Annotated in this window: 24 protein-coding genes and 1 tRNA gene; 14 read left to right on the top strand and 11 right to left on the bottom strand. The window is 70.5% G+C overall.

Annotated features, from left to right (window positions below):
- Positions 1-34: 34 nt before the first annotated feature.
- Positions 35-1843 (bottom strand): sigma factor, encoded by a 1809-nt coding sequence (locus tag CFN78_RS27410; protein WP_094866089.1) that lies wholly within the window; start codon positions 1841-1843, stop codon positions 35-37.
- Between the two features lie 183 nt (positions 1844-2026).
- Here CFN78_RS27410 and CFN78_RS27405 point away from each other — a divergent pair.
- Together CFN78_RS27405 and CFN78_RS27400 are read left to right on the top strand one after the other, a co-directional pair.
- Positions 2027-2102, top strand: a tRNA-Gly gene (locus CFN78_RS27405).
- Between the two features lie 533 nt (positions 2103-2635).
- A complete protein-coding gene (locus CFN78_RS27400; RefSeq protein ID WP_094866086.1) occupies positions 2636-4348 on the top strand; it encodes a hypothetical protein in 1713 nt (570 codons plus the stop codon).
- Position 4349: 1 nt separating this feature from the next.
- Here CFN78_RS27400 and CFN78_RS27395 read toward each other — a convergent pair whose 3' ends face one another.
- Positions 4350-4646: a YiaA/YiaB family inner membrane protein gene (locus CFN78_RS27395; protein ID WP_094866084.1), complete on the bottom strand. Its 297-nt coding sequence runs from the start codon at positions 4644-4646 to the stop codon at positions 4350-4352.
- A 119-nt stretch (positions 4647-4765) separates the two neighbouring features.
- On the opposite strand from CFN78_RS27395, the gene CFN78_RS27390 reads away from it, so the two are divergent.
- From CFN78_RS27390 to CFN78_RS27375, 4 genes are all read left to right on the top strand, one after another.
- Positions 4766-5476 (top strand): YqeB family protein, encoded by a 711-nt coding sequence (locus CFN78_RS27390; RefSeq protein WP_205660678.1) that lies wholly within the window; start codon positions 4766-4768, stop codon positions 5474-5476.
- Positions 5477-5549: 73 nt separating this feature from the next.
- On the top strand, positions 5550-6395 hold the full coding sequence (locus CFN78_RS27385; protein ID WP_420807936.1) for an SAM-dependent methyltransferase: 846 nt from the start codon (positions 5550-5552) through the stop codon (positions 6393-6395).
- 80 nt (positions 6396-6475) lie between these two features.
- Positions 6476-6718: a type II toxin-antitoxin system Phd/YefM family antitoxin gene (locus CFN78_RS27380; RefSeq protein ID WP_240519733.1), complete on the top strand. Its 243-nt coding sequence runs from the start codon at positions 6476-6478 to the stop codon at positions 6716-6718.
- Positions 6715-6975, top strand: a complete 261-nt coding sequence (locus CFN78_RS27375; RefSeq protein WP_094866079.1) for a Txe/YoeB family addiction module toxin — start codon at positions 6715-6717, stop codon at positions 6973-6975. The genes CFN78_RS27380 and CFN78_RS27375 overlap by 4 nt, the downstream gene beginning before the upstream one ends.
- A 45-nt stretch (positions 6976-7020) precedes the next feature.
- On the opposite strand, the gene CFN78_RS27370 is transcribed toward CFN78_RS27375, so the two are convergent.
- The 3 genes from CFN78_RS27370 to CFN78_RS27360 all read right to left on the bottom strand — a co-directional run bounded on the left by CFN78_RS27370 (position 7021) and on the right by CFN78_RS27360 (position 8451).
- A complete protein-coding gene (locus CFN78_RS27370) occupies positions 7021-7410 on the bottom strand; it encodes a hypothetical protein (RefSeq protein WP_094866078.1) in 390 nt (129 codons plus the stop codon).
- Complete coding sequence (locus tag CFN78_RS27365) at positions 7410-8060, bottom strand: hypothetical protein (RefSeq protein WP_240519732.1); 651 nt, start codon at positions 8058-8060, stop codon at positions 7410-7412. The genes CFN78_RS27370 and CFN78_RS27365 overlap by 1 nt, the downstream gene beginning before the upstream one ends.
- Before the next feature lie 73 nt (positions 8061-8133).
- Positions 8134-8451 carry a type VII secretion target gene (locus CFN78_RS27360; RefSeq protein ID WP_094866074.1) on the bottom strand — a complete coding sequence of 106 codons (318 nt, stop codon included), beginning with the start codon at positions 8449-8451 and terminating at the stop codon, positions 8134-8136.
- 92 nt (positions 8452-8543) lie between these two features.
- On the opposite strand from CFN78_RS27360, the gene CFN78_RS27355 reads away from it, so the two are divergent.
- Positions 8544-9077 carry a hypothetical protein gene (locus CFN78_RS27355; protein ID WP_240519731.1) on the top strand — a complete coding sequence of 178 codons (534 nt, stop codon included), beginning with the start codon at positions 8544-8546 and terminating at the stop codon, positions 9075-9077.
- Positions 9078-9138: 61 nt separating this feature from the next.
- On the opposite strand, the gene msrA is transcribed toward CFN78_RS27355, so the two are convergent.
- On the bottom strand, positions 9139-9795 hold the full coding sequence (gene msrA, locus CFN78_RS27350; protein ID WP_094866108.1) for a peptide-methionine (S)-S-oxide reductase MsrA: 657 nt from the start codon (positions 9793-9795) through the stop codon (positions 9139-9141).
- 103 nt (positions 9796-9898) lie between these two features.
- On the opposite strand from msrA, the gene CFN78_RS27345 reads away from it, so the two are divergent.
- From CFN78_RS27345 to CFN78_RS27315, 7 genes are all read left to right on the top strand, one after another.
- Positions 9899-11524 (top strand): hypothetical protein, encoded by a 1626-nt coding sequence (locus CFN78_RS27345; protein ID WP_094866070.1) that lies wholly within the window; start codon positions 9899-9901, stop codon positions 11522-11524.
- Between the two features lie 140 nt (positions 11525-11664).
- Positions 11665-13002: a flagellar basal body-associated protein FliL gene (locus tag CFN78_RS27340; protein ID WP_338065558.1), complete on the top strand. Its 1338-nt coding sequence runs from the start codon at positions 11665-11667 to the stop codon at positions 13000-13002.
- A 4-nt stretch (positions 13003-13006) separates the two neighbouring features.
- A complete protein-coding gene (locus tag CFN78_RS27335; protein WP_094866067.1) occupies positions 13007-15178 on the top strand; it encodes a methyltransferase domain-containing protein in 2172 nt (723 codons plus the stop codon).
- A gap of 22 nt (positions 15179-15200) precedes the next feature.
- On the top strand, positions 15201-17123 hold the full coding sequence (locus CFN78_RS27330; RefSeq protein WP_094866065.1) for a glycosyltransferase family 4 protein: 1923 nt from the start codon (positions 15201-15203) through the stop codon (positions 17121-17123).
- Entirely contained in the window at positions 17120-17671 is a 552-nt protein-coding gene (locus CFN78_RS27325) for a hypothetical protein (RefSeq protein ID WP_094866063.1), read from the top strand. Before CFN78_RS27330 ends, CFN78_RS27325 begins: the two co-directional genes overlap by 4 nt.
- Positions 17668-19473 carry a glycosyltransferase family protein gene (locus tag CFN78_RS27320; protein WP_094866061.1) on the top strand — a complete coding sequence of 602 codons (1806 nt, stop codon included), beginning with the start codon at positions 17668-17670 and terminating at the stop codon, positions 19471-19473. The genes CFN78_RS27325 and CFN78_RS27320 overlap by 4 nt, the downstream gene beginning before the upstream one ends.
- Before the next feature lie 428 nt (positions 19474-19901).
- Positions 19902-20813: a MerR family transcriptional regulator gene (locus CFN78_RS27315; protein ID WP_094866059.1), complete on the top strand. Its 912-nt coding sequence runs from the start codon at positions 19902-19904 to the stop codon at positions 20811-20813.
- An 8-nt stretch (positions 20814-20821) separates the two neighbouring features.
- Here the strand turns inward: CFN78_RS27315 and CFN78_RS27310 are convergent, their stop codons facing one another.
- From CFN78_RS27310 to CFN78_RS27290, 5 genes are all read right to left on the bottom strand, one after another.
- Positions 20822-21571 carry a class I SAM-dependent methyltransferase gene (locus CFN78_RS27310; protein WP_094866056.1) on the bottom strand — a complete coding sequence of 250 codons (750 nt, stop codon included), beginning with the start codon at positions 21569-21571 and terminating at the stop codon, positions 20822-20824.
- A 41-nt stretch (positions 21572-21612) separates the two neighbouring features.
- Positions 21613-22560, bottom strand: a complete 948-nt coding sequence (locus tag CFN78_RS27305) for a hypothetical protein (RefSeq protein WP_094866055.1) — start codon at positions 22558-22560, stop codon at positions 21613-21615.
- A 245-nt stretch (positions 22561-22805) separates the two neighbouring features.
- Positions 22806-23666, bottom strand: a complete 861-nt coding sequence (locus CFN78_RS27300) for a hypothetical protein (protein WP_133116497.1) — start codon at positions 23664-23666, stop codon at positions 22806-22808.
- An 80-nt stretch (positions 23667-23746) separates the two neighbouring features.
- On the bottom strand, positions 23747-24025 hold the full coding sequence (locus CFN78_RS27295) for a DUF397 domain-containing protein (protein ID WP_094866050.1): 279 nt from the start codon (positions 24023-24025) through the stop codon (positions 23747-23749).
- A 20-nt stretch (positions 24026-24045) separates the two neighbouring features.
- Positions 24046-24873 carry a helix-turn-helix domain-containing protein gene (locus CFN78_RS27290; RefSeq protein WP_240519730.1) on the bottom strand — a complete coding sequence of 276 codons (828 nt, stop codon included), beginning with the start codon at positions 24871-24873 and terminating at the stop codon, positions 24046-24048.
- Positions 24874-25184 lie beyond the last annotated feature (311 nt).

The raw sequence follows: 25184 nt of genomic DNA, 5'->3' as shown, positions 1-25184 counted from the left end.
GATTCGGGGAATTCACGCCCCGGCCGGGGACGGACTACCGGGAGGTCTCGGTGTGCGTCGCCTCGCCGTCGCCGGTCGCGGTGTAGGTGGACTCGCCGCTGCTGGACTCGGTGTAGGTCTCCGTCCGGCCCGAGTCGGCGTACGTGGTGGTCTCTTCGTAGTAGTAGTAATACGTCCCGCCGTAGGACCGGCTCTCCGAGTACGAGGACTGCGAGTAACCGGAGGCCGACTCCTCCGCGGACGTCTCGGAGGGCTCCGGGGTGTCGTTGCGCGAGGACGGACCGAGACTGGGCTCATTGTCGGACGGGACCGGAGTGGTCTCGTCCGGCAGCGGTTCCTCGGTGGGCTCCGGTGCGGGGATGTCGTTGCGGCCCGAGGTGTCCGGCGCCGGGTAGTTGCCTGCCATGTCCGGGTCGGGGCCCGGGACGTGGGTGTCCGACGGCGGCGCGATGTCCGGCGTCGGGATGGGCTCCCCTGTCGGGGTCGGGACGATGTCGTCCCTGGCCCCGCCGGAGTCCTCTCCGGCGTCCTCGCCGTCACCGGCCGGGTCGCCCGCCTCGGGCGTTCCCTGCTCGACGCGGTCCTGGCCCGAGGTGGTGTCTGCCTCGTCGTGCTCGACGTCCTCAAGCCCGGCCGGTGCCTGCGGCACGTCGCCCGCCGGTTCGTGGCCCTCGCCGCCGGTCACCGGGGCGACCGCCCCGCCGACGGTGTGCTCGGTGCCGATCACGGCGGGCGGGCCGGCTGCCGGGGCGGGCACCTCGGCGACGTGCAGTTCCGGTGCGCCCTGGCCGTGCAGGCCCATCGGCTGGGTCTGCACGTCGTCGACCATCACCGGTACGACGCTGATGCCGAGGGCGCCGACGGCGGCCGTGGAGGCGACCGCGAGGCCGACCTTCATCTTCGCGCCGAGGAAGAGACCCTTCGCGGCGGCGGCGACTCCGCCACCGGAGGTGCCCGCGGCCGCGCCACTCGCCGCCACCGCGCCGCCCTCCGACACGGCGGTGACGGCCGCGGAGGTCGACGAGGCCGTGCCGATGCCGGTCATTCCACCGAAGGAGAGTCCCGCGGCGGGGACGAGGAAGACGATTGCCCCGGCGTGCGCGCGCAGCGAGGAGCAGACGTCGCGGAGTTCGTCGTGGGTCGAGCGGCAGGACTGACAGCCGACCAGGTGCGACTGGATCCGCCGGGCCTCGGCGCCGGTGACACTGCCCGCGGTGTAGCCGCCCATTTTCTCCACCACGCCGCGGCAGGCGACGGAACTGCGACTGACCTTCAGGTGCGCCTGGAGGTACGCGGCGCGCAGACCGAGGCGCGCACGGCGGGCGAGCGCGGCGGTGGCGTTCGGGCTGAGGCCGAAGTGCGGAGCGACCACGGCGGGCTGTTCACCCTCGACCTCGGTCTGCCAGAGCACGGTGCGCCAGCGCTCGGGCAGGCTGGTGAACGCGCTCGTGATCAGGGTGTGCTCGGGGGTGCGGGCGCTGGAGTCGGCACCAGCACCGGCGCGGAAGGTCAGCTCGTCGTCGGTCACCGGGACGTCGCGGCGAGCGCCGTGCCATTCCCAGCAGACGCGGCGGGCGACGGTCAGCAGGTAGGCCCGGACGTGGTCGCGGGGGCCCGCGCCGCGGCGGAGCGCCTGCAATACGCGGAAGAAAGTCTCGGCCGTGATGTCCTCGGCCTCGGAGCTGTCCGAGGCGATGCCACGGGCAAGCCGCCGGACGGCCGCCGCGTGCTGCTCGAACAAATCCCCGAACGCGGCGTCCTCGCCCTCGCGCAGCCTGCGCAGCAGTGCCTGCTCCTCGGATACCGAGACCGTCTGACTGGTCGCTATCACCTGCTCGGTCATCCAGCCAGGCACCTCCTCCGGACGCTGTAAGTCGTTCGGGTTGATTTGGACACCATACGGAGCGACCCGCGTCTCGTCACCCCAAGTGGTACGTGAGGTCTATTCGCGTAACCCGGACGGGTGGGCTGCACGGCCCCATTCCGGAAGGTATATGCTGAGCCACGCACCGGTCAGCCGGAGTGTGCGGATGTAGCGCAGTTGGTAGCGCATCACCTTGCCAAGGTGAGGGTCGCGAGTTCGAGTCTCGTCATCCGCTCCACAAGAACAACGGAAACGCCCGCCGAGCCAGGCGGGCGTTTTTCTTTGCCCGCAGCCAGCTTCCCTGCCGTTACGCGCCCGTCCGCGGTCTCGCCCTGACCAGGCTGGACGCCGGGCGAGGGCCGGAAGCGAATGGTCCGGCCGTCCCTCGCCGGCACGTTCCCCCACGACGGCGGGCAATTTCGGAGCGTCGCGATTCCGGCCGATTTCCCGCATGCCGAAGATCGCCGCCCGCCGCAGCGGGAACCACGCCCGCGCGAACCGTTTCCAGGCTCCGGGCCCACCTCTGCGGAAAGGGCCGGGGAGAACGGATCGCAGGCCCACCCCCGGCATCGCCCGGAACGTTCCTGCCTCGTTCCGGAACACCGGCGGCCGGGAACGCACCGGCACCGGCCGGGCCGGTGCCGGCCGCCCCGAGAACGTCCCGTGGAAACGGCGTCCGTTACGTTTGCCCGGCGCGTCCTGCGAACGGTCAGGGCCGCCAGACAGGGCGCCGAACAGGGGCGACGCCGTTCAAACGGGGGGTCCGCACGGATGACGGAGACGACGGAGGCCGAGCGGGATGTGGCCCCGGCGCCGGGAAACGCCTCGACAGGCACTTCCGGGACCCGGGCGACCCTGCTGCGCAGGGCACCGCTGTGGGCGCTCATCGCGGTACCGGTGCTGCTCGGCCTCGCCGAGGCGATCCGCTCCCCCCGGCTCAACTTCGTCGACTACTGGCTCGTCCTCGGCAACACCACCAACGCCGACGGCTCGCTGAACTGGACCGAACTGTTCTCGCTTTACCACGAACACCCGATCCTGGTGGTCGGCATCGTGTTCTGGCTGGACGCGAACCTGTTCGACGGGGCCAACTACCCGCTCGGGATCATGAGCGTGGTGCTGGCGGGCGGCATTCTCGCCTCGCTGGCCTCGATGCTGTCCCCACGGCTGCGCGGCACGAAACGTCTCGCGGTGATCGCGGCGCTGTCCGGCATCGTCTTCTCCTCCGCCGCCACCGAATACTTCGGCCTCGGCATGATGGGCGTGCAGTGGCTGCTGGGCGTCGCGCCCGCGGTGGTGGCGATCGCGTTCGCGCACCGCGGCCGCACCGTGCCCGCCATCCTGTTCGCCGTACTGGGCAGCCTCGGCCACGGCGCCGCGTTCCCGGTGTGGATCGCGCTCCCCGTCGTCGCCTGGCTCCGCCGGGACCAGCGCTGGCGGGTACTCCTGCCGCTCGCGCTGGGCGTGTGCGTGTTCGTCGTCTGGCAGCTCGCACCGTGGCCGGAGAGCTACCCCAAGTCCGGCATCGTCGGACTGGACACGCACGTCGGCGCCATGTTCACCACGCTGGGCCAGGTCTGGTCGTTCTCCTCGGTGGACCTCGCGCTGTTCGCCGGCGCGGTGACCGTCGGGGTGCTGGCCATGCTGGCCGTCGGCGCGGTCCGGCAGCGCCTCGCCCCGGCCGACGGCCCCGCGGCTCAGCTCCGCGCCGAGGACGCGGGCTGGTTCGGTGTCGTCACGCAGGTGCTGTTCATGGCCGCGATGATCGGCGCCAGCCGGGGCGGCGTCGCCAACACCGAGGGCCTTGCCCCCCGGTACTGCGCCGTCGCGCTGCTCGGTGTCGCCGCGCTGACGGTGCTGCTGATCAACCGCGGGCCGAGGGTGCTGTTCGAGAAGGCGATCGCGTTCGCGCTCGTCGTGGCGCTCGCGACGTACGCGATCGGCTCCACCTCGGCCACCGCCACGCGCGAGAAGTATCCGGTGCAGCCGGTGCTGGGGGTCGCCATGCAGGTGGGCGCGAACTCGGTGGTGTCGAAGGAGTTCGGCTATCCGGAGTTCCTGGAGCGCTACCGGACCCTCGGCGTCTACCCCTTCACCGACGACTTCACCCTCGGCTGCGACGGCGGACCGGAGCTGGGCGGCCGCGTCGACCTGGCGGCGACGGAGGAACTGCCCGCGCCCGCACCGAACCGGCAGACCGCGGGCGTGGTGGAGAAGTCACCCGTCGTCGGCGACACGGAGATTCGCGGCTGGGCGCTGATCGAGGGGGCGCAGGCCGACTGCGTCCTGATCACCGACCAGGCGGGCACCGTGGTCGGCGGGGGTGCGGTCGGCCTGCCCCGGCTGGACGTGACGCTGGTGGTCAACGGCACCGGCCGTTCCGGCTGGGCCGCGGTGGCGGCACCGGGCACGACGGACGGTGTCGTTCTGGTGCAGGGCAAGGGAAAGCTGTACCGCGTGGCGTCGAAGCTGCCCGAGGGATAGGTCAGGCGGCCTCGACACGGAACGGGTCGTGCTCGGCGAGCAGCTTGTCCAGTCGCGCCTGGTCGACCCGGCTGACGATGTAGGAGTCCTCTTGGCGGTCGCGGATGCACTTGGCCAGGGTGAACGCCGAGGTCACCGTGTAGAGCAGGCCGAGCGCGAGGAAGCCGCGGATCCAGCCGTCGACGGGCAGGTAGGCGATGCCGACCGCGACCGCGACGAGCGCGATGCCGAAGGAGATCGCGGCCTGCGCGAAGAAGGCCTGCGTGTTGTTCGCCGAGGAACTGCTCTTGGAAGTCATACCGGAAATATGCGCCGGAGCGGTCCCCATGTCTTGAGTACGGCTACTCAAGTCCTGGTCACGAATAGGGATACCCTCGTCGTCGCGGAATCGGCCGACGCACGGATCGGGGGGCGGCGATGGTGACGGGACAGGCGCGGCGGGGCGCCGAGACGGTGGTACGCGATCCGGCGTCGGCGACGCTGCTGGCCTGGGCCGGTTTCCCGCTGCTGGGCGCGGGTGCGGGCTGGCTGGTGCGGCTGCTCGCGGAGTGGGTCGTTTCCTGGCCGTGGGCGCCGTTCCAAGGGCCCGCGGAGCTGATCGCCTCGCTGCCCGAGCCCGCGCTGACCGTCGGCGCGCTCGTGGTGGGTGCCCTCGCCGGGATCGTGGTGGCCGGGATCGGTCAGTGGGAGTCGCTGGTGGTGACCGTGGACACGGAGCGGATTCGCTTGGCGCGCAAGGGTTCCACCTCCGAGTTCACCGCCGGGACCGTGCACGCGGGCTGTCTGGACGGGAAGTACCTGGTACTTCTGGGGCACGACGGAGCGGAGCTGGCCCGCGAACCCGCCGGCCTCGACCGCGAACGTCTCACCGGTGCGCTGCGCGAACACGGTCACCAGTGGCTTGACGAGGACCCGTACCTGGCGGAGTTCCGGCTGTGGGTACCGGACACCCCCGGGCTGCCTGCGGGCGCGAACGCCCTGCTCGCCGCCCGGCAGAAGCACGTCGGCAAGATCGACGGCGACAGCTCCGGCCGTGAACTCCGCGACGAACTCGCCAAACTGGGCGTGGTGGTGCGGGACCGGAAGAAGCAGCAGTACTGGCGGTTGGTCCGGCAGGCGGATTCCTGACGCCATCGTGGCGCATAACCTGGGCCGCATCGCATCCACTCCATCGCATCCACTCCAGGGACAGGAACGCATCGTGAACGAAGACCGGTTCCTGCTCGAGGGCATCGATCTCGAACGGCCGAACGCCGCGCGGATCTACGACTGGGCGCTGGGCGGCACGGCGAACTGGGCGATCGACCGGGAGTTCGGCGAGCAGGCCCTGCGCAGGTTCCCGATGGTCCGCACGATCGCCCAGCTCAACCGGGCGTTCCTGGGCCGGGCCGTCCGCTACGCGACCTCGTGCGGCATCACCCAGTTCCTCGACATCGGCTCCGGCGTGCCGACCGTGGGCAACGTGCACGAGGTCGCCGATGCCGCCGACGGCGACAGCAGGTGCGTCTACGTCGACAGCGAGCCGGTCGCCGTCGCGCACTCCCGGATGCTGCTGGAGGAACACGGCGACCGGCACCGGCACGCCGTCCTGCACGGCGACATGCGCGATGTGGACGACGTGTGGGCGCGGGCGCTGGCCACCGGCGTGCTGGACCCCGGCAAGCCGATCGGCCTGCTGATGGTGGCGATGCTGCACTTCGTGCCGCCGAAGCTGGACGCGCACGCCGCCGTCGCGGAGTACCGGGAGCTGCTGCCGCCCGGTTCCTGCCTGATCCTGTCGCACGTCACCGAGTCCGGGGTGCCGGAGGCGGAACTGGAACACCTGCGCCCGCTCGTCCGGCAGTACGACCAGTCGAGCACACCGGCGTCGTTCCGTTCGCACGAGGAGATCGCCGGCTTCTTCGGCGACTTCGCGCTCGCCGAGCCCGGCCTGGTGCCGATACCGGACTGGGTGCATGAGGGCGACGAGCCGGAGCCGGTCACCGGCCTGGTACCCGGCTCGCAGATGTCCTGTGTGCTGGGCGGTCTCGGCCACAAGGCGCCGTAGTACGAGGTGGGGCCTACATTGCCGGGAACGCGACCGAAGCGTACAGTTTTCTGTACGTAGGAGGGTGTGCGATGAGAACTATGAGCTATTCGGAATCCAGGGCGCGATACGCCGAAACCCTCGACTCCGTCACGAACGACCGGGAAGAGGTCGTGATCACCCGAGCCGGGCACGAACCGGTGGTCATGGTGTCGCTCGACGACTACGAATCGTTGAAGGAAACGGCCTACCTGCTGCGCAGCCCGGCGAACGCCCGGCGACTGATCGGGGCCATCGAACGACTCGAGTCCGGTGGCGGCGCGCCGCACGATCTCGTCGAATGAAACTGGTCTGGGACGAGTCGGCGTGGGAAGACTACCTGTGGTGGCAGACCCAGGATCGCAAAGTGCTCAGACGGATCAACACGTTGATCAAGGACATCAGCCGTAACGGCAATGAAGGTATCGGCAAACCCGAAGCGCTGAAGCACGGCTTCCACGACTACTGGTCGCGCCGGATCACCGACGAACACCGGCTGATCTACAAGGTCGCCGAGGATCGGATCCTGATCGCCGCCTGCCGCTACCACCACGGGAACTGATCCCGTCCCGCGTACGACTGTTCGGTCGCCCGTCGAGAGGTCGGCTCAGCGAAGCCAGCTACGGTCGCCGAGGTCCTCGTCCTCGTCGCCATCATCGTCGGCGGTGTCCGAACGCTCGGGATTCTCGATCTCCTCGCGTAGTTGCTCGAACTGGTCCTCGCCCTGCCTGCCGAGCTTCTCCTTCTCCTCCTCGGAGAGGTCCCGGTAGGTTTCAGCGCCCCGCTCGACGAGCGGGTCGAGTGCGCGGGCGAACACAGCCGTGCCGACGACGTCCCGCAGGCTGCGGCGTCCCGAGGTGATCTCGTCGACCATGCGCTTGAACTCCGGGTCGTCGACCTTGTCCTTCAGTGTGCCCAGTGAGTTCTTGAGGTGCTTCGACAGCGCGGCGTCGCCGTGGGCGATATCGAGGGTGTGCTCCTGTTCGGGACGGCTCATCAGTTGACTCCAGGGTGGTCGTAATTGCCTTCCGGCAACGCTTTCAGATCGGCGTCGTCCAGCGCGCCCAGGTAGCCGGCGACGACCCCGACGAAGGCCTGTGCCGAGTTCCACGCCGTGGTGTGGGCGTTGAGGGCCTGACCCCACACTCCCATGGCCTTCGTGACCGTCGCGACCGCCGCGGCGCCGGAGAGGATCGGACCGATGACGGTCCAACTGCTCGCCGCGGCCGCCGCGAGTTCGATCCCGATCGCGATCAGGAGGTCCATCAACTGGTCGAGAAGACCTTTGACGCCCTTCGCGGTCTCGTACATACCGACGGCGACTTCCTTGATGTCGCGTCCCAGTGATTCCAGGGTGTCGACCTGCCCGTCGATCGTGGTCGCGACCTTGCTGAAGTACTCGTTCGCCGTGTCGTAGGCGTTGCCGCCCCAGCCGTCGGCGACCTCACTGAGGCCCTTGTTGATGGCAGCGGCGAAATCACCGTTGAACATGGCGAGATTCTCGACGGCGACCCCTGCCTTCTGGACGGCCTCGAAGTCACCCGCGAACTTCTCGGCCACCCATTCGCCCGGGTTCACCCCGCAGACCAACTCGATGGCCTCGCCGATCCAATAGGACACACTGATGTACTGGCTGGCGCCGAGCACGTTCTCGACCAGGTCGGGAACCGGATCAGAGGGGATCGGCTCTTGAAGCCGTGCCGCAGGTGATTCTCCCATGTCACTCGCCTGCGCCGGGGTAAGTGCCGTCAATGCGCTCGGCCGCGGCCTTGTCGGTGTCGTCGTACATCATCGCCGCCCTGTCCACTTCGGTCGCCGCGGCTTCCTGGAGCTTCCGCAGCCGTTCGTAGTTGTTGCCGAGCGTTTCCCTGGCATCGTCGAGTACTCCGACGATCGTCTGGAAGATCCCGGATTCTCCCCGGCTTGCCTGGAGGTAGTCCTCGGCGTACGTCTTCGCCTCTTTGGCGTCCGAACCGAGCCCGTCCAGCTTTTCTCCGAATTCGCCGATCACCTTGGCGTCGGCTTCAAAACCACTCATCGAGCCCCATTCCCGTCGCCTGTCGGTGGCAGGAGAGTAACAAGCTAGACTCGCCGCCGCCGTCAGTTTCGTACCTTTTCCCGGGAGGCTTCGTGTCGTACGAAACGGATCGGGTCATGCTGCCCTCCGATTCCGTCGCGCGGCCCGGAAACCTGCCGCGGTATTGCACCCGGCACGGCCGGCCGGCGACCAGGCGGAAAGACTTCGCGCTCCAGTCGAAGGTGCGGATCGAGGGCAGACGGATCTTCGCCAACGTGTTCTCACAGACCGAACGGCTCGCCCAGCACGCCAGCAAGGTCCGGGTGATCGACGTCAAAGGCTGGCCGCTGTGCGCGGTGTGCGTGCGTACGCGAACGAGCTGGCTGGCGGTCGCTTCCGCGCTGTTCTTCGGTGGCTTGGCGGCGCTCGTCGGCTCGCTGGCCGTCGGCGCTTTCACCGATGGGATGCAATGGCTCGCCGCCGTGGCCGTCGGCGGTTTCGTGCTGATGCCGCTGGCGGCTTTCCCATTCGTGCGGGGCAGCATGGGAAGACTGATCGGCGCGATGACCTCACCGGACGGCGAGTCGGTGATCGTCGAGAATCCCAGCGCCGCGTTTCTCGCGGAGTTACCTGATCACCGGTCGTGAGCGGCTGATTCGTGGTTTCCGCTTCCGGAGCCGAACCACCGCACTGATCGCCTCTGTCCGGCTACTCCGCCCCGAGACCCACCGGGCACGACACCCCGGTGCCACCGAGCCCGCAGTAGCCGCCGGGGTTCTTGTACAGGTACTGCTGGTGGTAGTCCTCGGCGTAGTAGAACTCCCGCAGCGGACCGATCTCCGTGGTGATCTCGCCGTGCCCGGACTGGCGCAGCGCCGACTGGAACGCCGCGCGGGAAGTCTCGATCTCGGCCTTCTGCTCGTCGTCGGTGTAGTAAATCGCGGAGCGGTACTGGGTGCCGACGTCGTTTCCCTGCCGCATGCCCTGGGTCGGATCGTGCCCTTCCCAGAACACCTTCAGCAGCGTCTCGTAGCTCACCCGCGCCGGGTCGTAGGCCACCAGCACGGCCTCGGTGTGCCCGGTCCGGCCGCTGCACACCTCTTCGTACGTGGGGTTCGGCGTGTGGCCGCCCGCGTATCCGACGGCGGTGGAGTAGACGCCGTCGGTCATCCAGAACAGTCGCTCGGCACCCCAGAAGCAGCCGAGACCGAACACGGCCGTTCGCGTACCGTCCGGGAACGGTGGCACGATGCGCCGGTCCGGGTTGACGACGTGGCGTTCGGGCACGACCAGCGGGGTGTCCCGTCCGGGAAGGGCCTCGTCCGCCGTCACTGTCTTCGTCTTGTCTCGTCCAAACCACGACATGCTTCCACTGTACGCAGGCATATCGGGTACCAGCCGGTTGTCGGCGCGCATATCCTGGTGGCCGGCCGCACCGGTGGCCACGACCACGACGGGGGTTCACCAGATGGCTTGGCAGGAGGACCTGCAGCAGCTCGACGCCGATCTGGCGGCCGGTCACATCGACCAGCGCGAACACCGCAGGAAGCGCGACGACCTGCTCGCCGAGGCCTCCGGCGGCACGGGCGCCTCCCCGGTGGCGTCGCCGCGCTGGCAGAGCACCAACCCCGGCCGGGACGACCCGCCGGGGCAGCCCCCGGAGGCGCAGGCGACCGAACCGCGCCCGACCGCCCCGCCGGAAGCGGCCCCTGGGGAGAAGGCGCCGAACACGACCGGCCAGGCGACGCCCACGCCATCCCAGCCCCGGCAGTCGCAGCAGCAACAGACGCCACCGTCCCGGCCGCACCAACCGCAGGCCCCCCAGGTCACCGAGCCGCACACCGCGCAGACAGTCCCGCCGGTACACGCGCAGCAGACGCGACCGCAGCCCACGGCGAACCAGCAGCCGACCACGCCCGCCCCGCTGCCCGGTCCGCAGCCGCAGGTGACCCAGCCGGTCCGCCGTCCCGAACAGCAGACCCAGCCGGTGTCGCAGCCGGTCAGGGAACCGGACCAGCAGCAGGCACCGTCCGGCCAGGTCACCCAGCAGCAGCCCCTGCCGTCGCAGGCCCCGTACCAGCCCGCCGCCTATCTGCCCGGCCCGCACGAGCAACTGACCACGCCGGTGCGAACGCCGCCGCCCACGCTCCGGCCGCCCGTCGCCGACCTGCTCGGGACGGCACGTCCGACGAGCGCGCCCAGCCCCGCCGACGCCAACCGCACCGAGGCACTGCCGTATCCGGCGGCGCGACCGGCCGGGTCGACGGCCCAGTACCCGTTCCCGCCGTCCGCCCAGCAACAGGCCAACCCGGCGCCCGCCCGGCAGGTGGCCCCGCCGCCCGCCCAGCAACAGGCCCCGCCCCATGCCCGGCAGCAGATGGAACGGCCCCCGGCGATACCTCCGGCCATGCCCCCGCAGGAGCCGCCGCAGGAACCCCCCGCGCCCGGCGGTGAGCCGGAGGTACCCGCACAGCAGACGAAGCGCCGCCCGTCGTGGATCTTCGTCAGCCTCGCGCTGTTCGTGGTGCTCACGTTGATCATCGGTGGTGCCTGGTGGCTGAGCCGCGGCGAGCAGCAGCCCGCCGCCCAGCCGCCGCCGAGCTCGCAGGCACCACCGCCGGAGGAACTGACGCTGGAGGAGCAGCTTCCCGCGCTGCCGGGCACCCCCGCGGCGGACAGTTCGACGATGTCGGTGGCGAAGGGCGCGGAACTGGGCCTCTACTCACCCGAGGCGGGCCAGATGTTCACCGCCAACGGGGCTACCGAGGTGATCTACCGGGGTTCCAGTGAAGGACCGGAGGGTTACCTGGTGCTGGTCCTGCCCACCACGGACGCACGGACGGCCGAAACCGTGGTCGGCTACCTCGCCGAGACGGCCGTGGCGTCCGGGCTCACCAGCGTGCCGGTGGCCGGCGGGAACGGGGTGACCGGCCGTAACGACGCCGGGCAGCTCAGCGGTTACTGGTACGCCTCCGCCGAGAAGGTGGTGACCGTGTGGGTGTCGCAACCGCTCGACGCGGACGCGGGAGCGCTGGCACCACGGTTGGAGCGCACGGTCGGGTCGCTGGGCCAGGTGCTTCCGGCGACCCGGTGAACCGGAGATTCCGAGCGGATCACGATTCGACCCGCTCCAGCGGTCACCGTGCGGGCCATGCACAATATGCGAGGTCACCGTACTAGGCGTATCGGGCGACTCGAATCATTCGGCCCGGATCAATGGATAGGGGGCTCCTGGTGTCGTGGCAGGAGGAGTTGCGCAAGCTTGACGAGGAGCTTGCTTCGGGCCGTCTGTCCGCGGACGACTACCGGGTTCGCCGCGATCAGGTGCTCTCCTCGGCCGTCGCGCACGGGGAGTCCGGCGCCCCGCAGGCCGCCCAGCACTATCCGCAGCAGCAGTACTCCGCCCAGCCGCAGCAGGCTCCGCAAGCCCCCCAGGCCCAGCAGCCGCAGCAGTACCAGGCGCAGCAGGGCCAGGCGGGCCGCAACACCGCGGACTCGACGCAGATCATCGCGCCGGTCAGCCCGCCGCACGGCACCCCGCAGCAGAATCCGCCGCAGCCGAGCGCCGAGGCCACCCAGGTCGTTCCGGCGCAGGACCTGAGCGCCGAGCGCACGCAGGCCGTGCCCGCCTGGCAGACGCAGCCGCCCGCCTACCAGTCGCCGCAGCAGCACCCTGCGTCCCCGGCGGGCGGGTTCGCGCAGCCCCAGTCGCCCCCTGGCGGTTTCGGGCAGCAGCACCCGCAGAACCACCAGCAGCCGTGGAACGCCCCGGCACAGGACCTGAGCCCACCCTGGGGCGGTTCGGACTTCCCGCCGATCGCGCCCTCCTCCGGCGCCGACTGGGCCAAGCAGGGCCCGGAGGTCTTCGAGGAGCGCCCGCCGAAGGGCAAGGGTGGCCGGATCGCCGTGCTGGCGATCGTCGGGGTGCTCGTGCTTGCCGGGCTCGGCGTCGGCGGGTACTTCCTGTTCAGCGGCTCCGGTGACGGGCCCTCCGGTCCCGAGCAGACGCAGGCGCAGAACCCGCCGCCCGCGCCGCCACCGAGCAGCACCACGCCGGCCAGCCCGAACCAGCAGCTTCTCGACAAGCTGCCGAAGCCGCCCGGCCAGGCGGACAAGAACACCGGTCTGCTCGACCTGTCGACGGTCACCGGCTCCGGCATCATGGCCGAGGCCGAGGGCGAACTCCTCAGCACCCGTTCGGTGGAGGAGGTCGCGTGGCGCGGCTCGAAGAAGGCGCCGGACGAGAGCGGCCCGAAGGCGGAGAAGTTCTCGCTGATGGTGGTGCCGCTGCCGAACGGTTCGACCGCGGGTGAACTGGCCGCGCAGCTCCGCCAGTTCCAGGAGGAGAACGGCTACACGCTGATCCCCGAGCTGGGCGATCTGCCGCAGGACGTCGTCTTCCACAAGAACTTCGTGCCAGGGCAGGCCGCGAGCTACCGCGGTACGTACGTCTCCGGCAGCAACCTCGTCCGCATCGACGTGGCGCAGGAGCCCGGTGACGACGAGGCCTCGCTGAGCGGTCAGTACCAGCGGGCCGTGAAGCTGATGCTCGAGAAGTTCCCCGTCGGCTGATCCGGTGCCAGGCGGGCGGGCGGCGGACGCCACGACGGCGTTCGTCGGGGCGCTGATCGCCGGTGCGACCGATCGGACGGCGCTGAGCGACGAGCTGCACTTCGCCGCCCGTGCCGCCGCGGAACGTCCGCATCTCGACCACGGTGCCGCGAACCTGTTGCGAGCGCTGGACATTCCCGCCGAGACGCGGGTGCTGCAACTCGGCGCGGGCACCGGCGCACTGACCCGCTATCTGGGTGAGACGGTCGACGCGGTGGACGCGGTGGAGCCCGACGCGGAGCTCGCCGCGATCGCCCGGCGACGCGTCGAGGGTCTGCCCGGCGTGCGGATCCTGCCCGCGCCGCCGGAGGGCGGGTACGACCTGGTGGTCGCCGCCGAGTCCGTACCGGACGTGCTCACCTCGGCCCGGCCGCACCTGCGTCCCGGCGGCACGCTCTGCCTGCCGATCGTCCCCGCGGAGTCCACTGTGGACGCCTTCCGGCTGGGCAGGCATTCGGTGCGCGCGGCGGTACGGGCGGCCGGTTTCTCCTCGGCGACGGTGCTCGGCTGCCTGCCCGATCCACGGCTCGCCCGGCTGGTGCTCACCGAGGAGATCGCCCGCGTGCACCCGAGGCTGACGGCGGCACTCGCCGGGGAGCCGGGCACCGACTACTGGCGGGGCTTCGTGGTGCTGGCCGTGCACGGCGAGACCGGCTCTCCGCTCTGGCCGTCCGACCGGCTCGCCACGTACTTCAACACGGCCGAACGGGCCGCGCCCTGGGCCACGATGGCGGAGGTGCTCCGCGAGGGCGAGGGTGCCCGGGTGCTGCGTCGTCCGCTGCTGCCCGGCCCGCCGACAGTGGAGGGCATCTCGGTGCGGGAGTGCTCCGATGCGGTGGTGGACGCGCCGACCATCCCGGACGTGCTGCTGGACGAGCCGTGGCGCTCCGGCGAACTGCTCGGCCGCTGGCGCGACCTGCTTGCCGAGCAGGCCCCCGAGGTCGGTCCCGCGCTGTGGGATCTGTTGCCGCACAACGTTCTCGTCGACGGGACGGTACTACGGCCGATCGATCTGGAGTGGGAGCACGCGGGCGCGGGGATCCCCGAAGTGACCCAGCGGGGGCTGCTGGTGCTGGCCCACTACCTGACCGAGGCGAACTGGACGGGTGCCGCCGAGGGCAGCACCATGCGGGAACTGGCGGCCTGGCTGGGCGTCGTCGCCGGAATCGGACCGTCCTTTGTGGACGACGCGCTGGAGCGTGAGGTGCACTTCGCCACCGTCGGCAGTTGCGGGCGGTCGGCGGGCACCGGGGAGTTGAGTGCCGCGATCCGCCAGGTGTGGCGGCAGCGGCTGGACGCTCGGGTGACCCACCGTCCGGCCGAAGCGGAGGACGCGAGCGATCCGGTCGGCCGGGCGATGTCGGTGCTGGACCGGACGATCGCACCGGACGACGACCGGTTCTACGGCAGCATCTCCGGCTACTTCGAGGCCACCGAAGCGGCCTTGCGGATGATCCTGCGCGCTGTGGGCGCTGCCGAGCTGGACACTCCCGCTCGCGTGCTCGACCTCGGCTGCGGACACGGCCCGGTCCTGCGCGCGCTGCGCGCGGCCTTCCCGGACGCCGAACTCCTTGCCATGGAAGAGGATCCGGCCGCGCTGCGGTTCAGCACCGAGACCTTCGGCGCGTCGGCGAGCAGCGATCCCGCGGACATCGGCCTCGCCTGGTGCGGCCGGGCGCTGTGTTACGCGGACGCGACCGGGTGGGACCGGGTGGCCGCCCGGCTGGCCGGCGCGCTGCGCGAGGACGGGCTCGCGGTGCTGGCCGTGCCCGGCAGGCGGGCGGCGGAACTGCTGGCGCAGGGCCGGATCGGTCACGATCTGCCCGTTCCGGCGGTGCGGCGGGCGCTGGCCGACTACCGTGCACGCGGGTTCGGACATGCAGCCCATCCGCGGCTGGCGAACCGGTCGCTGACGCTGACCTCGGCGGACGAGGCGGTGCGACGCCTGCTGCGGGGCGGGGTCCTCCGGCTGGCAGGCTACGAGGAGGCCGGGCTCGGCGAGCAGTACGACGTGCTGGTGCTGCGCCGGGACGCGGCGGGCAGGGTCCACGGCGACCTGGCCCATGACGACAGGGCACCCGGCAGCAGCAGCGGGGACGGCAGGGCCGGGGACGGCGGAGTTGACGGCGAGGCATGATGGCCGGGAACGAGGGCAGGGCATGACGACGATGCGCACGGCGGGCGTGCTGACGCCGTCCCGCGAGGTCGCCCACCATTTCGAATTGCTCGGCTGGACGACCGGTATCGGCTCCGTCGACGAGGTCGACGTGCGGATCGGCAACCGCGAGGCGCTGGTGTCGCCCGCCATCGTCGACGGTGCGCCGGAGGGCGCGTTCGGCTGGCGGGCCGAGCCGGAACGGCCGGTGCCCAGCGGTACGCACCCGATCGCCGTGTCCAGCCCGCCCGGCGCCGAGCTGACGACGGCCTCGGTGACGGTGGGCAGGCGGCCGGGCGAGGAGCCGCTGTGGATCGGCGAGCTGGAGGCGCCGACGCCGCTGAAGGACTCGCCGGGCAACGTGGTGATGGTCGTCGGCTGGGCGCTGCTGGACAGTCGCGCACCGAGCCTGGTCGAGGTGATGGTCGAGGGCGGTGGCACGGTCCGCGCCCGCACCCGGCTGCCGCGACCGGACGCCGCCGAGGTTTTCGGCGACTTCGGCGAGGCCGCGATCAGCGGTTTCGAGGCGCGCGTCCCGGTGGAACTGCCGCCGGGACAGGACCGGCAGGTGACGCTGCGGGTGCGGTACCGCACGGCGGGCGTCGGCGAGTGGATCTCTCCCGCGACGACGTTCACCCTCAGCAATCCGCCCGCCGACCCGGACGACGCGGCCCTTTCCGAGGAACTGGGCGCGCACACCCGCCGCACGCTGGCGCGGGTGAGCGTGCCGACCGACCCGCGGCACCTGCTGATCTTCACGCACAGCCTGGCCCTCGGCGGCGGCCAGCTCTGGTTGCAGGAACTGCTCGGCAGGCTGGTGCGCGACCACGACTGGCAGGCGACGCTGGTCACCGAGACGGACGGGCCGCTACGTGCCGACTGCGAGGAACTCGGCGTCGGAGTGCACCTGACGACGCACTACCGCAACTCCTCGGTGCCGCAGTACGAGGGACACGTGGGCGAGCTGGCCAGGCTGGCGAAATGCTCCGGCGCGGGCGTGGCGCTGATCAACACCCTCGGTGGGTTCCCCGCGGCCGACGCGGCGATCCGGGCGGGCATCCCGACGGCGTGGGTGATCCACGAGAGCTTCTCGCTGCCCGACTTCGCCTACCAGAACTGGGGGCCGCACACCCCGCCCGCCGCGGTGTGGTCGAGCTGGGAGAGTGCGCTCGCCGAGACCGACATGCTGTTGTTCGTCGCGGACGCCACCCGGGAGATGTTCCTGCCCTACAGCAAGCCGGAACGCTGCCGGACCGTCCGTTACGGCACGCCGATGGCGAAGTTCGGTGGCCGCACCCGGGCGGAAACCCGTTGGCAGGCAAGGCAGTTCCTCAAGCTGGAACCGGAGGATACGCTGCTGGTGAACATCGGCGTCGTCGAGTCGCGCAAGGGGCAGGGCCCGCTGATCGCGGCGATGGAACCGGTACGCAGGGCGTATCCGAACGCGCGGCTGAGCATCGTCGGCTACCACGCCTCGCCGTACGGCAAGGCGCTCGCCGAGACCATCGAGCGGGACGGGCTCGGCGACTGGGTGGACCTGGTGCCGATCCAGCGGGACCCGACACCGTGGCTGCACGCGGCGGACGTGTTCGTGAACTCCTCGGACATCGAGTCCCTGCCGAGGTCCATCCTGGAAGCCGTGTGCTGCGGGATTCCCGTCGCCGCCACCGACGTGTTCGGCGCCAGGGAGATGATCACCGACGGCGAGTCGGGCTGGCTGTTCGAGACCGGCGACGTCGACGCGATCACCGCCGCCCTGCTGCGCGTGCTGGACACTCCGGCGCAGCGCAGACAGGACATGGCCCAGGCCGCGTACCGGAAACTTGCGGACTGGCTGCCGCCCGCCGGCTACGCGCGAGAGTACTCCGACATCCTCTCCGAGCTCGCCGCGAAGGGCGAACACTGCGACCGAGGGAGCCACCAGTGACCGAGAACGAGGCGGAACTGCCCGGCCGGGTGCGCGCCGAGCTGACCAGACTGCGCGCGGAACGTGAGGTGTTCACCGCCGAGCAGGACCGGTTGAAGCGCAAGCTCGCCGACACCGAGTACGAGCTGCGCACGGTCACCGGCGGCGGCCGAGAGGACCTGGCCAGCAGCACGGAGCGGGTCGCCGAGCTGGGCGAGAAGCTGGAGCGCGGCGAGGCCGACCGCGCCGAACTCGCCGCTCGGGTGTCCACACTGGACGGTGACATCGCGACCGTGCGCGCGGAGCGGGACTCGTTGCGGGCCGAACTCGCGGGCTGCCGTACCGAACGCGACGAACTGCGACTGCGCGTGCTGGACGCCGAGCTGGCGCTCGCCGCCGGGCAGTTCGAGCCGGTGGCCTCGACGGAACCGGCCGAGCCGGTGGCCTCGGCCGCCGCGGAGCGCCGGGCCGCGGAGATCGCCGCCGAGCTGGACGCGCACAAGCAGACGGTGAGCTGGCGGGTCACCGCGCCGTTGCGCGCCGTGCGGACCCGGTTGAAGCGCTCGTGACCGCTCCCGACATCTGCCTGGTGTCCGCGTCCGGTGGCTCGGCGTTCATGGAGGAGCTGCTGGAGGTCGTGGCGGACGCGGTGCGCGGCGTCGGCGGGCGGGCACGGACCGCGGTGGGCGCCTACCCGGAGGCCGCCTCCGACACCGTCTACGTGGTGGTGCCGCACGAGTACTTCGTGCTGACGCCGGACGAGTCGCAGCCCGGCGTCGAGGACTGCCGCCGCACCATCGGTTTCTGTGTGGAGCATCCGGGGACCGCGACCTTCGAGCGCAACGCCACGCTGGTCCGTTCGCTGGCCGCCGCCGTGGACATCAACCACGACTCGACGGCCGAGCTGCGCCGCCGGGGTGTCGCGGTGGAACACTTCCAGCTCGGCTACAGCCCGCTGTGGGACGTCTGGGGTGGCGACCTGGACAGTCCGCGCGAGGTCGACGTCACCTATCTCGGCACGGCGGAACGCAGGCGTTCACAGTTGCTGTCCTCGTACTGGCGCGATCTGGACGCGCTGCGCGTCCGGCTGCTCACCCCGCCGCACGAGATGATGGTGGACCGTCGCGTCGATTTCTTGCCTGGCAAGGAGAAGTTCGAGCACCTGGCGCGTTCGCGGTTCATCCTGAACCTGCACCGCGAGCAGAAGCAGACCTTCGAGTGGGTGCGCGCGCTCGAGGCGATGTCGAACGGTTGCGTGCTGGTGTCGGAGCCGTCGGCGGACCTGGACCCACTGATGCCGGGCGAGCACCTGGTGATCGCCCGCCCGCAGACGCTGGGCACGGTGGCGGCGGCACTGGCCGGGCAACCGGAACGGGAACGGCAACTGCGGGCGGCGGCGTACGAGTTCGTCCGCAAGCTCGACCTGCCGGGTTCGGCGCGGATGCTGGTGGAGATGGCGCGATCGATCGTGTCCGGCGCTTCGGCAGGCCCGCCGGTCGAGTCTGCGCCGGGGGCCGTCGCGGCCGGAATGCGCTCCCCGGTCGGGGATCTGGCGATCGACACGCCGTCCTGGGACACCCGTTTCCACGGCTCCGCCGGCGTTCCGGCACCGGCCTCTTCGGTGGCGCGGGCGGTGCAGCTCGGGCAGCGGACCGTGGCCGCTCGTCGTGGATGCGCCGGCGAGTGGTCGGAACCGTTGTCCGGCAAGGTTTTCCCCGAGGTCGAGCGGTCCGATGTGGACGTTCTGGTGGTCCGGCGTCCCGGCGAGCCCGATCCGGACCCGCTGGTGCGCGATCTGCTGGCGGGCACGGTGCTGCCGGGGCAGGTGCTGGTCGCCGACGACGGCGTGGGTCCCGTACCGGCGGCACGGCCGTACCGCCTGCTGCGCAACACTTCCCCGATCGGCTGCGGCACCTCGCGTAACGCGCTGCTGGGCGAGTCGACGGCGTCCTGGTTGCTGGTGCTGGACGCGGGGATGCGCGCCTCGCGGTATCTGCTGGAGCGTCTGCTCGGCGCGTCCGGCGAGGTGGACGTGGTGCACACGCCGGTGGGCGACCCGGTGTCCGGTCTGGTCGGGGCCCTGCCGCCGGAGTCGCGGCGGCTGGCGACGCTGCCGTACCTTGGCACCGGTTACCTGGTGCGCCGGGAGGTCGTCGAGGGGTTCGGCGGCTGGACCGAGGACCCGCTGCTGGACGGTCTGACCGACCACGTCTTCTGGCGGCAGGTGTGTGCCGGTGACCATCCGAGCGCGCTGGTGCAGCAGGTGCTGCTGCGCCGGGTGCGGCCGGAGCCGCCGCAGCGTCCGCTGGACCTCGATCCGCATCGCGTGTGGACGCTCGCGAACACAGCGGTCCCACACGTCCGGGCGTAGAGTCGGTTGTTACCCGAATGGGTGGGATCGGCCGTGTCGGCTGGGTCCGTCCCGCATCGATGTGCCGAATCGGCAACCATCGTTTGACGTACCGCAGACCTGGCACCGCCAGAGGAGGCCACCGTGTGGGTTCAGATCTCCATCGTGGCGCTGCTGGCCGTGGTGTTCGTGGTCCGTGTCGTCTGGACGCTGCGCCACCGCTGATTCCGGCGGGCTGGGCGCACGATTCCCGAGCCGGTCGATCCGGCCACGCGATCGAATGCGGGATCAGCCGTCTCAAGCAGGAAACTACGGCCCCGCGGTCACTACGGAGGTAAGGCGCATTTCCCGACAGTGGCGCGGGGCGGTGGGTGCAGGGTTGTACCTTCCGTAGCGGCATGTGGTGCAGTGGACTTACGTCCCGATCCCTTGAGGAAAGGCCCCTGCTCATGCATTCGTCTTTCATCCCACCCCGCCAGGTCAAGATCGGTGACGCGGCAGCCTTCGCCGGCAGCACGCCACGGGCGATTCGCCATTACCACGAGATCGGTCTGCTCCCCGAGCCTGAGCGGGGCGGTGATGACCGCCGCCGCTACGGGTACGAGGACATGATCCGCCTGCTGTGGATTCGCAAGATGGCCGACGCCGGGATCGCCCTGGACGACATCCGTGACGCCTTCACCACCGGCATGGCTTCCGCCGGCGCGGACAGCGGAGACGGTATCGCGGGCATCCTGGAGCGGCTGGAGGAAACCCTCACCGAGCAGGAGGCGGAAGTGCGGCGGCAACGGATCGCCGTGCGGCGGATGCGCGCCGAGGGCAGTCGGCTGGGCCTGCTCTCCGACTTCGTCACCGAACGCCTCAGGAGCCTGCCCGAAGGGGCCCTGCGTCAGGCGGACCTGGACACTCTGCTGGTCACTGAGCGGATCTTCGGCCCGCTCGGCGCGGCCGTCCAGGCCACCCGCTTCATCGTCCTGGCAACGCATCCCGCTCTGCGCGAGGATTCCGACCGCATCGATGACGCCGAGGAGGCACTCGATGACAGTGTCGCCGTCGATGATCCACGGGTGGCTCAAGTGGCCGTCGAGCGGCACGCCTTCGAAAGCGCCCTGCACGCCGCCATCGAGGAGTCCGGCCTGGACAAGGACGACGAGGCCCTCTTCGACGCCTGGGACGCTGTGCACCCTGCTACCGCCGATGACGGCGAGGACGAGGCCGACCTCAGCTCTGGCAAGCGGGACGCCGACTCCATGAGCGCGTTCGAAGCCATCGGCAAGATGCCCTACGACTTCTCCCCGGCCCGCCTGCGCTGTATCGAACTGGCCGAAGAGTTGTCCACCCAGGACTCACCCGCTAACTGAAACACGGCCTACTCGCGATGGAGCACGAAGAACAGGAAACTCGGGAAGGTGTCCAGGAGGTCGAAGTCCTCGGGGTACGCCTCGCGGGCGGCGGGCACCGGGTGGGGTTCGTTGATGACGGAGATCCGGAAACCGGCCGCGGTGAAGGCGTCGGTCATCGCGTGCAGCGGCCGGTTCCAGAAGCTCATCCGGGCGGTGTGGCCGCCCTTGGTCCATTCCTCGGTCCAGTTGTACGTCTCGAAGTAGTCGGGCCTCGGCCCGGACTTGCGGTGGATGAGGTTGATCATGAAGGGATGGTCGACGGAGGCGATGAGCCTGCCACCCGGTCGCAGTACGCGCCGCAGCTCGGCCAGCGTCGGCCCCCAGTCCCGCAGGTAGTGCAGCACCAGTGAGGCGACCACGTCGTCGAAGGCGGCGTCCGGGAAGGGCAGCGGGTCGGCCAGGTCCGCGACGCGCAGGTCGGCATCGGCACCGAGGCGCAGGCGGGCCTGCTCCAGCATCCCGGCACTGCTGTCGATTCCGCTGACGACGGCGCCCCGCTCGCGCAGCGCCGCGGACAACGGCCCGGCCCCGCAGCCCGCGTCCAGGATCCGCCGCCCGGACACCTCCCCGGCGAGCGCCAGCGTCGCCGGACGCTCGTAGTAGGCGTTCATCAGGCTGGTCTCGTTCTCGGCCGAGTACCCGGCGGCGAGGCTGTCGTAATCGTTGACACCGGACGGGGCCGTTGCCGGGACATCGTTGCCAGAAGTGGAAGCCATGCGTCCCATCCTGGCAGCAGCACACCGTCCCCCGTGAGCGGTCAACGGACCGCGCCCCGGTTCCCCTGCACGACGGCGGCGCGCCGGAGCAGTGACAGGCCCACCAGCACCCCGCCGAGCAACTGGGCGGCGAGAATCAGCAGGCCCACCGGACCGTCGACGGCGTTGGCCACGCTGACCAGCAGGCCCCAGCCCGCCCAGCCGAACATCGCTCCCGCCCCGATCCACGCCGGCACCATCGGCACCCAGAACCGCCTGCCGGGACGGGCGAGCAGCGCCGTACCGCCGACGGCCGCGAACGCCAGCACCGCGTAGACGACTTCCAGCACCCGCATCGGTGTCGTCATGTCGGTGACCGAAGTGTTGCCCCAGTCCAGACCGCACGCCCAGGCGAGGTGCAACGCACCGACGGCGGCGACCAGCGCGGCGCCGACCCGGCCGGCCGCGTCGATCGGCGCGCCGTCCGTGCGGGCGGTGAACACCGCCGCCCAGCGGTCCCGGGCGTACAGCGCGAACGCCGTCAGCAGCGTGACGCCCTGCCAGGTGAAGCCGAGGTAGACGACCACCCACACCCACGGCTCCATCGGCAGATCCGGTGCGTCGAGCGGAGAGGGTGCCGCGCTGAACAACTCCACCAGCGAGCTCGCCGGGAACGCGAGCGCGATCGTCGACAGCAGACCGGTGCCCACCCAGATCGGGAACAGCATCAACCAGGCTGGAATCCGCCTGCCCCAGCGGTGCGTGAGCGCCAGCGCGAGCACGATCACCAGCAGGTCCAGGCCCGCGGTGAGCGCGTTCAGCGCGTAACCGGCCGGGGTGTTCATGAACCCGGCGTCGACCACGCCGATGCCATTGCCGAGCAGCCAGGAGAACTTCAACGTCAGGTACGGGAGCGTGCCGAGGATCGCCGCGTACCCGACGAGGATTCTGGCCGTGCGAAGCCGATCCCGGGGTTCGGGAGGCGCTGTGATGTCCGCTGTTGTCGTCATGGACCCAGCCTCGCCGGGCGCGGGACGATCCGGTTCCCGCCGCGAGGGGGCCGCCGTCCCCCGTGCGAGGGAACGGCGGCGCTACCCGCCGGGGATCAGTTCCAGCGGTCCTCGTTGAGGAAGCGGGCGATGGCCTTCCAGGTGTGGTCGCCGGACAGCACCGGGGAAATGGCCGGTGACCAGCGGTTCGGAGCGAACTGGAACGGTAGTTGATCCGCCCGGACGCGCTCGCCGGACCGTTCGGCTCAGCGTCGGGCCAGGTCCTGGGACACCAGGCGTTCGGCGGCGGCGCGGGTTCCCAGTTCGGCCCGCAGTTCCGGGGATTCCTCGTAGAACCGGATCGCGTGGTAGAGGAGAACGGGGTCGACGGCGAGGTTGAGCGCGCGGAGGACGACGTGCGGCTGGAGCCGCAGTTCGGCCGGCCGCCACCACGGGCTGGTCCGCCACACGGCGGACGAGTCGCCGTCCGGCACGGCGAGCACGATCATCGGACCGTGCTGTTCGGCAGCGCTCGGGACGAAGAGGTCCCAGGCCGCGAGTCCGACGTAGTTCCACATCCGGCAGTGCACGCCGTACGGCGACAGGGCGACGTATCCGGGCCGGATTCGTTTCCGCAGTACCTCGCCGAGAAAGACGAGCGATCCGGCGAGCAGGGCGAGGCCGAGGGCACCCTGGACGAGGCCGTCCGTGGCCCCACTCTGTCCGAACACGAGAGCAAGAATCGGGCCGCTGGCCAGAAAGGCACCGACCAGCAGGAGCGCCACGGCCAAGGCCAGCGCCGATGCCCATCCGGCTCGGGACTGCGGCAGCACGGTGACCGGCTCGTCGAGTTCGTCGATCGTCCCGGTCGTGACGGAAGCCGCCCGGCGTGGGGCGAAACGCTGGGCGAACACGGTGAACGCCACGGCCAGGTAGACCGGTGTGGTCGCACCGATGAACAGCAGCGTGCCGTCCGGATCGGCTGCGGCGAACTCCGGGAGACCACGGAACGCGCCCAGGACGGCGAGGCCGGCGCAGAGTGCGATCACCAGGATCGCGGCCACCGGGACGCCTGCCTTCCACTCCGCGGGCGGGGGCAGGTGGGTGTCGTTCGCTGACGAGGTCATGCTGCGGATGCTGCGGCAACCGGCTGCCACGGGTACCGGGTTCACCGGAGGTTCACCCGGTCAGATCACCCGCGTTCGGCTCAGCGGTGTGTGCCGGGGGTGCCGGGGTGCTGGGTCGCCAGGAAGGCGTGCCAGGCAGCGGGCGGGAAGGCCAGCGCCCCGGCGGCCGGGGCCTTCGAGTCGCGCACGGCCACCGCCGGGCCGGTGAAGGCGACCTCGACACAGTCGCCGTTGCTGCCCTCGCCGCCGCTGTAACTGCTCTTGCGCCAGGTGACCTCTACGCAGTTGCCGTTGCTGCCCTCGTTGCCGCTGTAACTGCTTTTCCGCCAGAGGGCCGCGGTCAGGTCAACGCTGGGCATCGGGAAGTCGCCTCTTCCGGCTAGGTTCCGGTCGCCAACTGCTCGACTAGAGCGAGGGAGTCGCGTTCGCTCAGCGCGAGGTCGGTCAGATGGTCGAACAACAGCCTAGCAGCGCGTACTTCCTGCTCCTGCTCGATTTCCACCGAGCCGAAGCCGTACTCGACGTAGGCCAGCCCGGGTTCGGCGGCGTCCGGGAAGTTGACCACGATGAAGTTGCTGTACAGCCCGCCGTGCGCCGTGGCGTCGTTCGGCAACACCCGGACGGTGACGTTGGGCAGCGCGGCCCGCTGTGCGATCGCCCGGAGCTGGCCGGGATCGCAGATCGGCCGCCGCAGCACCGACTCGTCGATCAGGGCGTGCACGGTCAGCCGGGGCTCCTCGGTGAGCCGGAGCTGCCTGCGCAACCGGACCGCGATCTGGTTCTCCAACCGTTCACCGCGCAGGGGCACCCTTGCCGTGGCGAAGCTGTTCCGAATGTACGTCTCGGTCTGCAACAGCCCGGGCACGAAACCGAGTTCGTAGTTTCGCACCACCGAGGCATCGGCCTCGATGCTGACGAAACCGCGATCGTCCAGGCCGTACGCACGCCACCAGCCCTTCTCGTTGGCCCGGTCGAAGATGGTCAGGTACTCGTTGTAGTCGGCGACGATGACGCCGTACAGATCAAGCAACGCGAGGAACTCGTGGTAGTTCGACAACCGGCCCTGTTCGACCCGGCTCATCTTCGAGTTCGAGAAACGCAGCCGGTCTCCCACCTCGTTCTGGTTCAACCCGGCCTGCTCACGCAGGCGGCGCAGCGTGCGGCCGAGTTGCCGCATGCGGAAGTTGGGCGTGCGCGGAGCCCCCACCGATCGAATCCCCTCGTCACTGACCGGACACGTGCGTGCACGGAATGGTATTGCGAGAGCGGTACGGGTGGGACTTTCATCCACGCCGCTCCCGCCCGCGTGTTCCCGCACGCATGGTCCGCCGATGCGGATCGAGGGGTATCCACACGTCATCGAATACAGCCACGAGCGAGCGAAAGGGGAAGGGGCTGCTGAATGATTCTGTGACAGCAGGTTAGGCCGCCGTTGTGGCGGTCTGGGTCATGATGGCTTCGTACTCGATGGGGGTCAATCTGCCGAGTCGTGCTTGGCGGCGTCGGCGGTGGTAGGTG

Source organism: Amycolatopsis antarctica, from assembly GCF_002262875.1.
GTDB classification, from domain to species: domain Bacteria; phylum Actinomycetota; class Actinomycetes; order Mycobacteriales; family Pseudonocardiaceae; genus Amycolatopsis; species Amycolatopsis antarctica.
The sequence above is the reverse complement of the archived record's forward strand: the minus strand, read 5'-3'. Positions and strand labels throughout refer to the sequence as shown.

Coding starts and splice junctions, on each gene's coding strand:
- CFN78_RS27375 (WP_094866079.1), top strand. CDS start 6,715: ATGAAACTGGTCTGGGACGAGTCGGCGTGGGAAGACTACCTGTGGTGG.
- CFN78_RS27400 (WP_094866086.1), top strand. CDS start 2,636: ATGACGGAGACGACGGAGGCCGAGCGGGATGTGGCCCCGGCGCCGGGA.
- CFN78_RS27395 (WP_094866084.1), bottom strand. CDS start 4,646: ATGACTTCCAAGAGCAGTTCCTCGGCGAACAACACGCAGGCCTTCTTC.
- msrA (WP_094866108.1), bottom strand. CDS start 9,795: ATGTCGTGGTTTGGACGAGACAAGACGAAGACAGTGACGGCGGACGAG.
- CFN78_RS27315 (WP_094866059.1), top strand. CDS start 19,902: ATGCATTCGTCTTTCATCCCACCCCGCCAGGTCAAGATCGGTGACGCG.
- CFN78_RS27380 (WP_240519733.1), top strand. CDS start 6,476: ATGAGCTATTCGGAATCCAGGGCGCGATACGCCGAAACCCTCGACTCC.
- CFN78_RS27390 (WP_205660678.1), top strand. CDS start 4,766: ATGGTGACGGGACAGGCGCGGCGGGGCGCCGAGACGGTGGTACGCGAT.
- CFN78_RS27410 (WP_094866089.1), bottom strand. CDS start 1,843: ATGACCGAGCAGGTGATAGCGACCAGTCAGACGGTCTCGGTATCCGAG.
- CFN78_RS27295 (WP_094866050.1), bottom strand. CDS start 24,025: ATGCCCAGCGTTGACCTGACCGCGGCCCTCTGGCGGAAAAGCAGTTAC.
- CFN78_RS27370 (WP_094866078.1), bottom strand. CDS start 7,410: ATGAGCCGTCCCGAACAGGAGCACACCCTCGATATCGCCCACGGCGAC.
- CFN78_RS27300 (WP_133116497.1), bottom strand. CDS start 23,666: ATGACCTCGTCAGCGAACGACACCCACCTGCCCCCGCCCGCGGAGTGG.
- CFN78_RS27360 (WP_094866074.1), bottom strand. CDS start 8,451: ATGAGTGGTTTTGAAGCCGACGCCAAGGTGATCGGCGAATTCGGAGAA.
- CFN78_RS27345 (WP_094866070.1), top strand. CDS start 9,899: ATGGCTTGGCAGGAGGACCTGCAGCAGCTCGACGCCGATCTGGCGGCC.
- CFN78_RS27310 (WP_094866056.1), bottom strand. CDS start 21,571: ATGGCTTCCACTTCTGGCAACGATGTCCCGGCAACGGCCCCGTCCGGT.
- CFN78_RS27305 (WP_094866055.1), bottom strand. CDS start 22,560: ATGACGACAACAGCGGACATCACAGCGCCTCCCGAACCCCGGGATCGG.
- CFN78_RS27330 (WP_094866065.1), top strand. CDS start 15,201: ATGACGACGATGCGCACGGCGGGCGTGCTGACGCCGTCCCGCGAGGTC.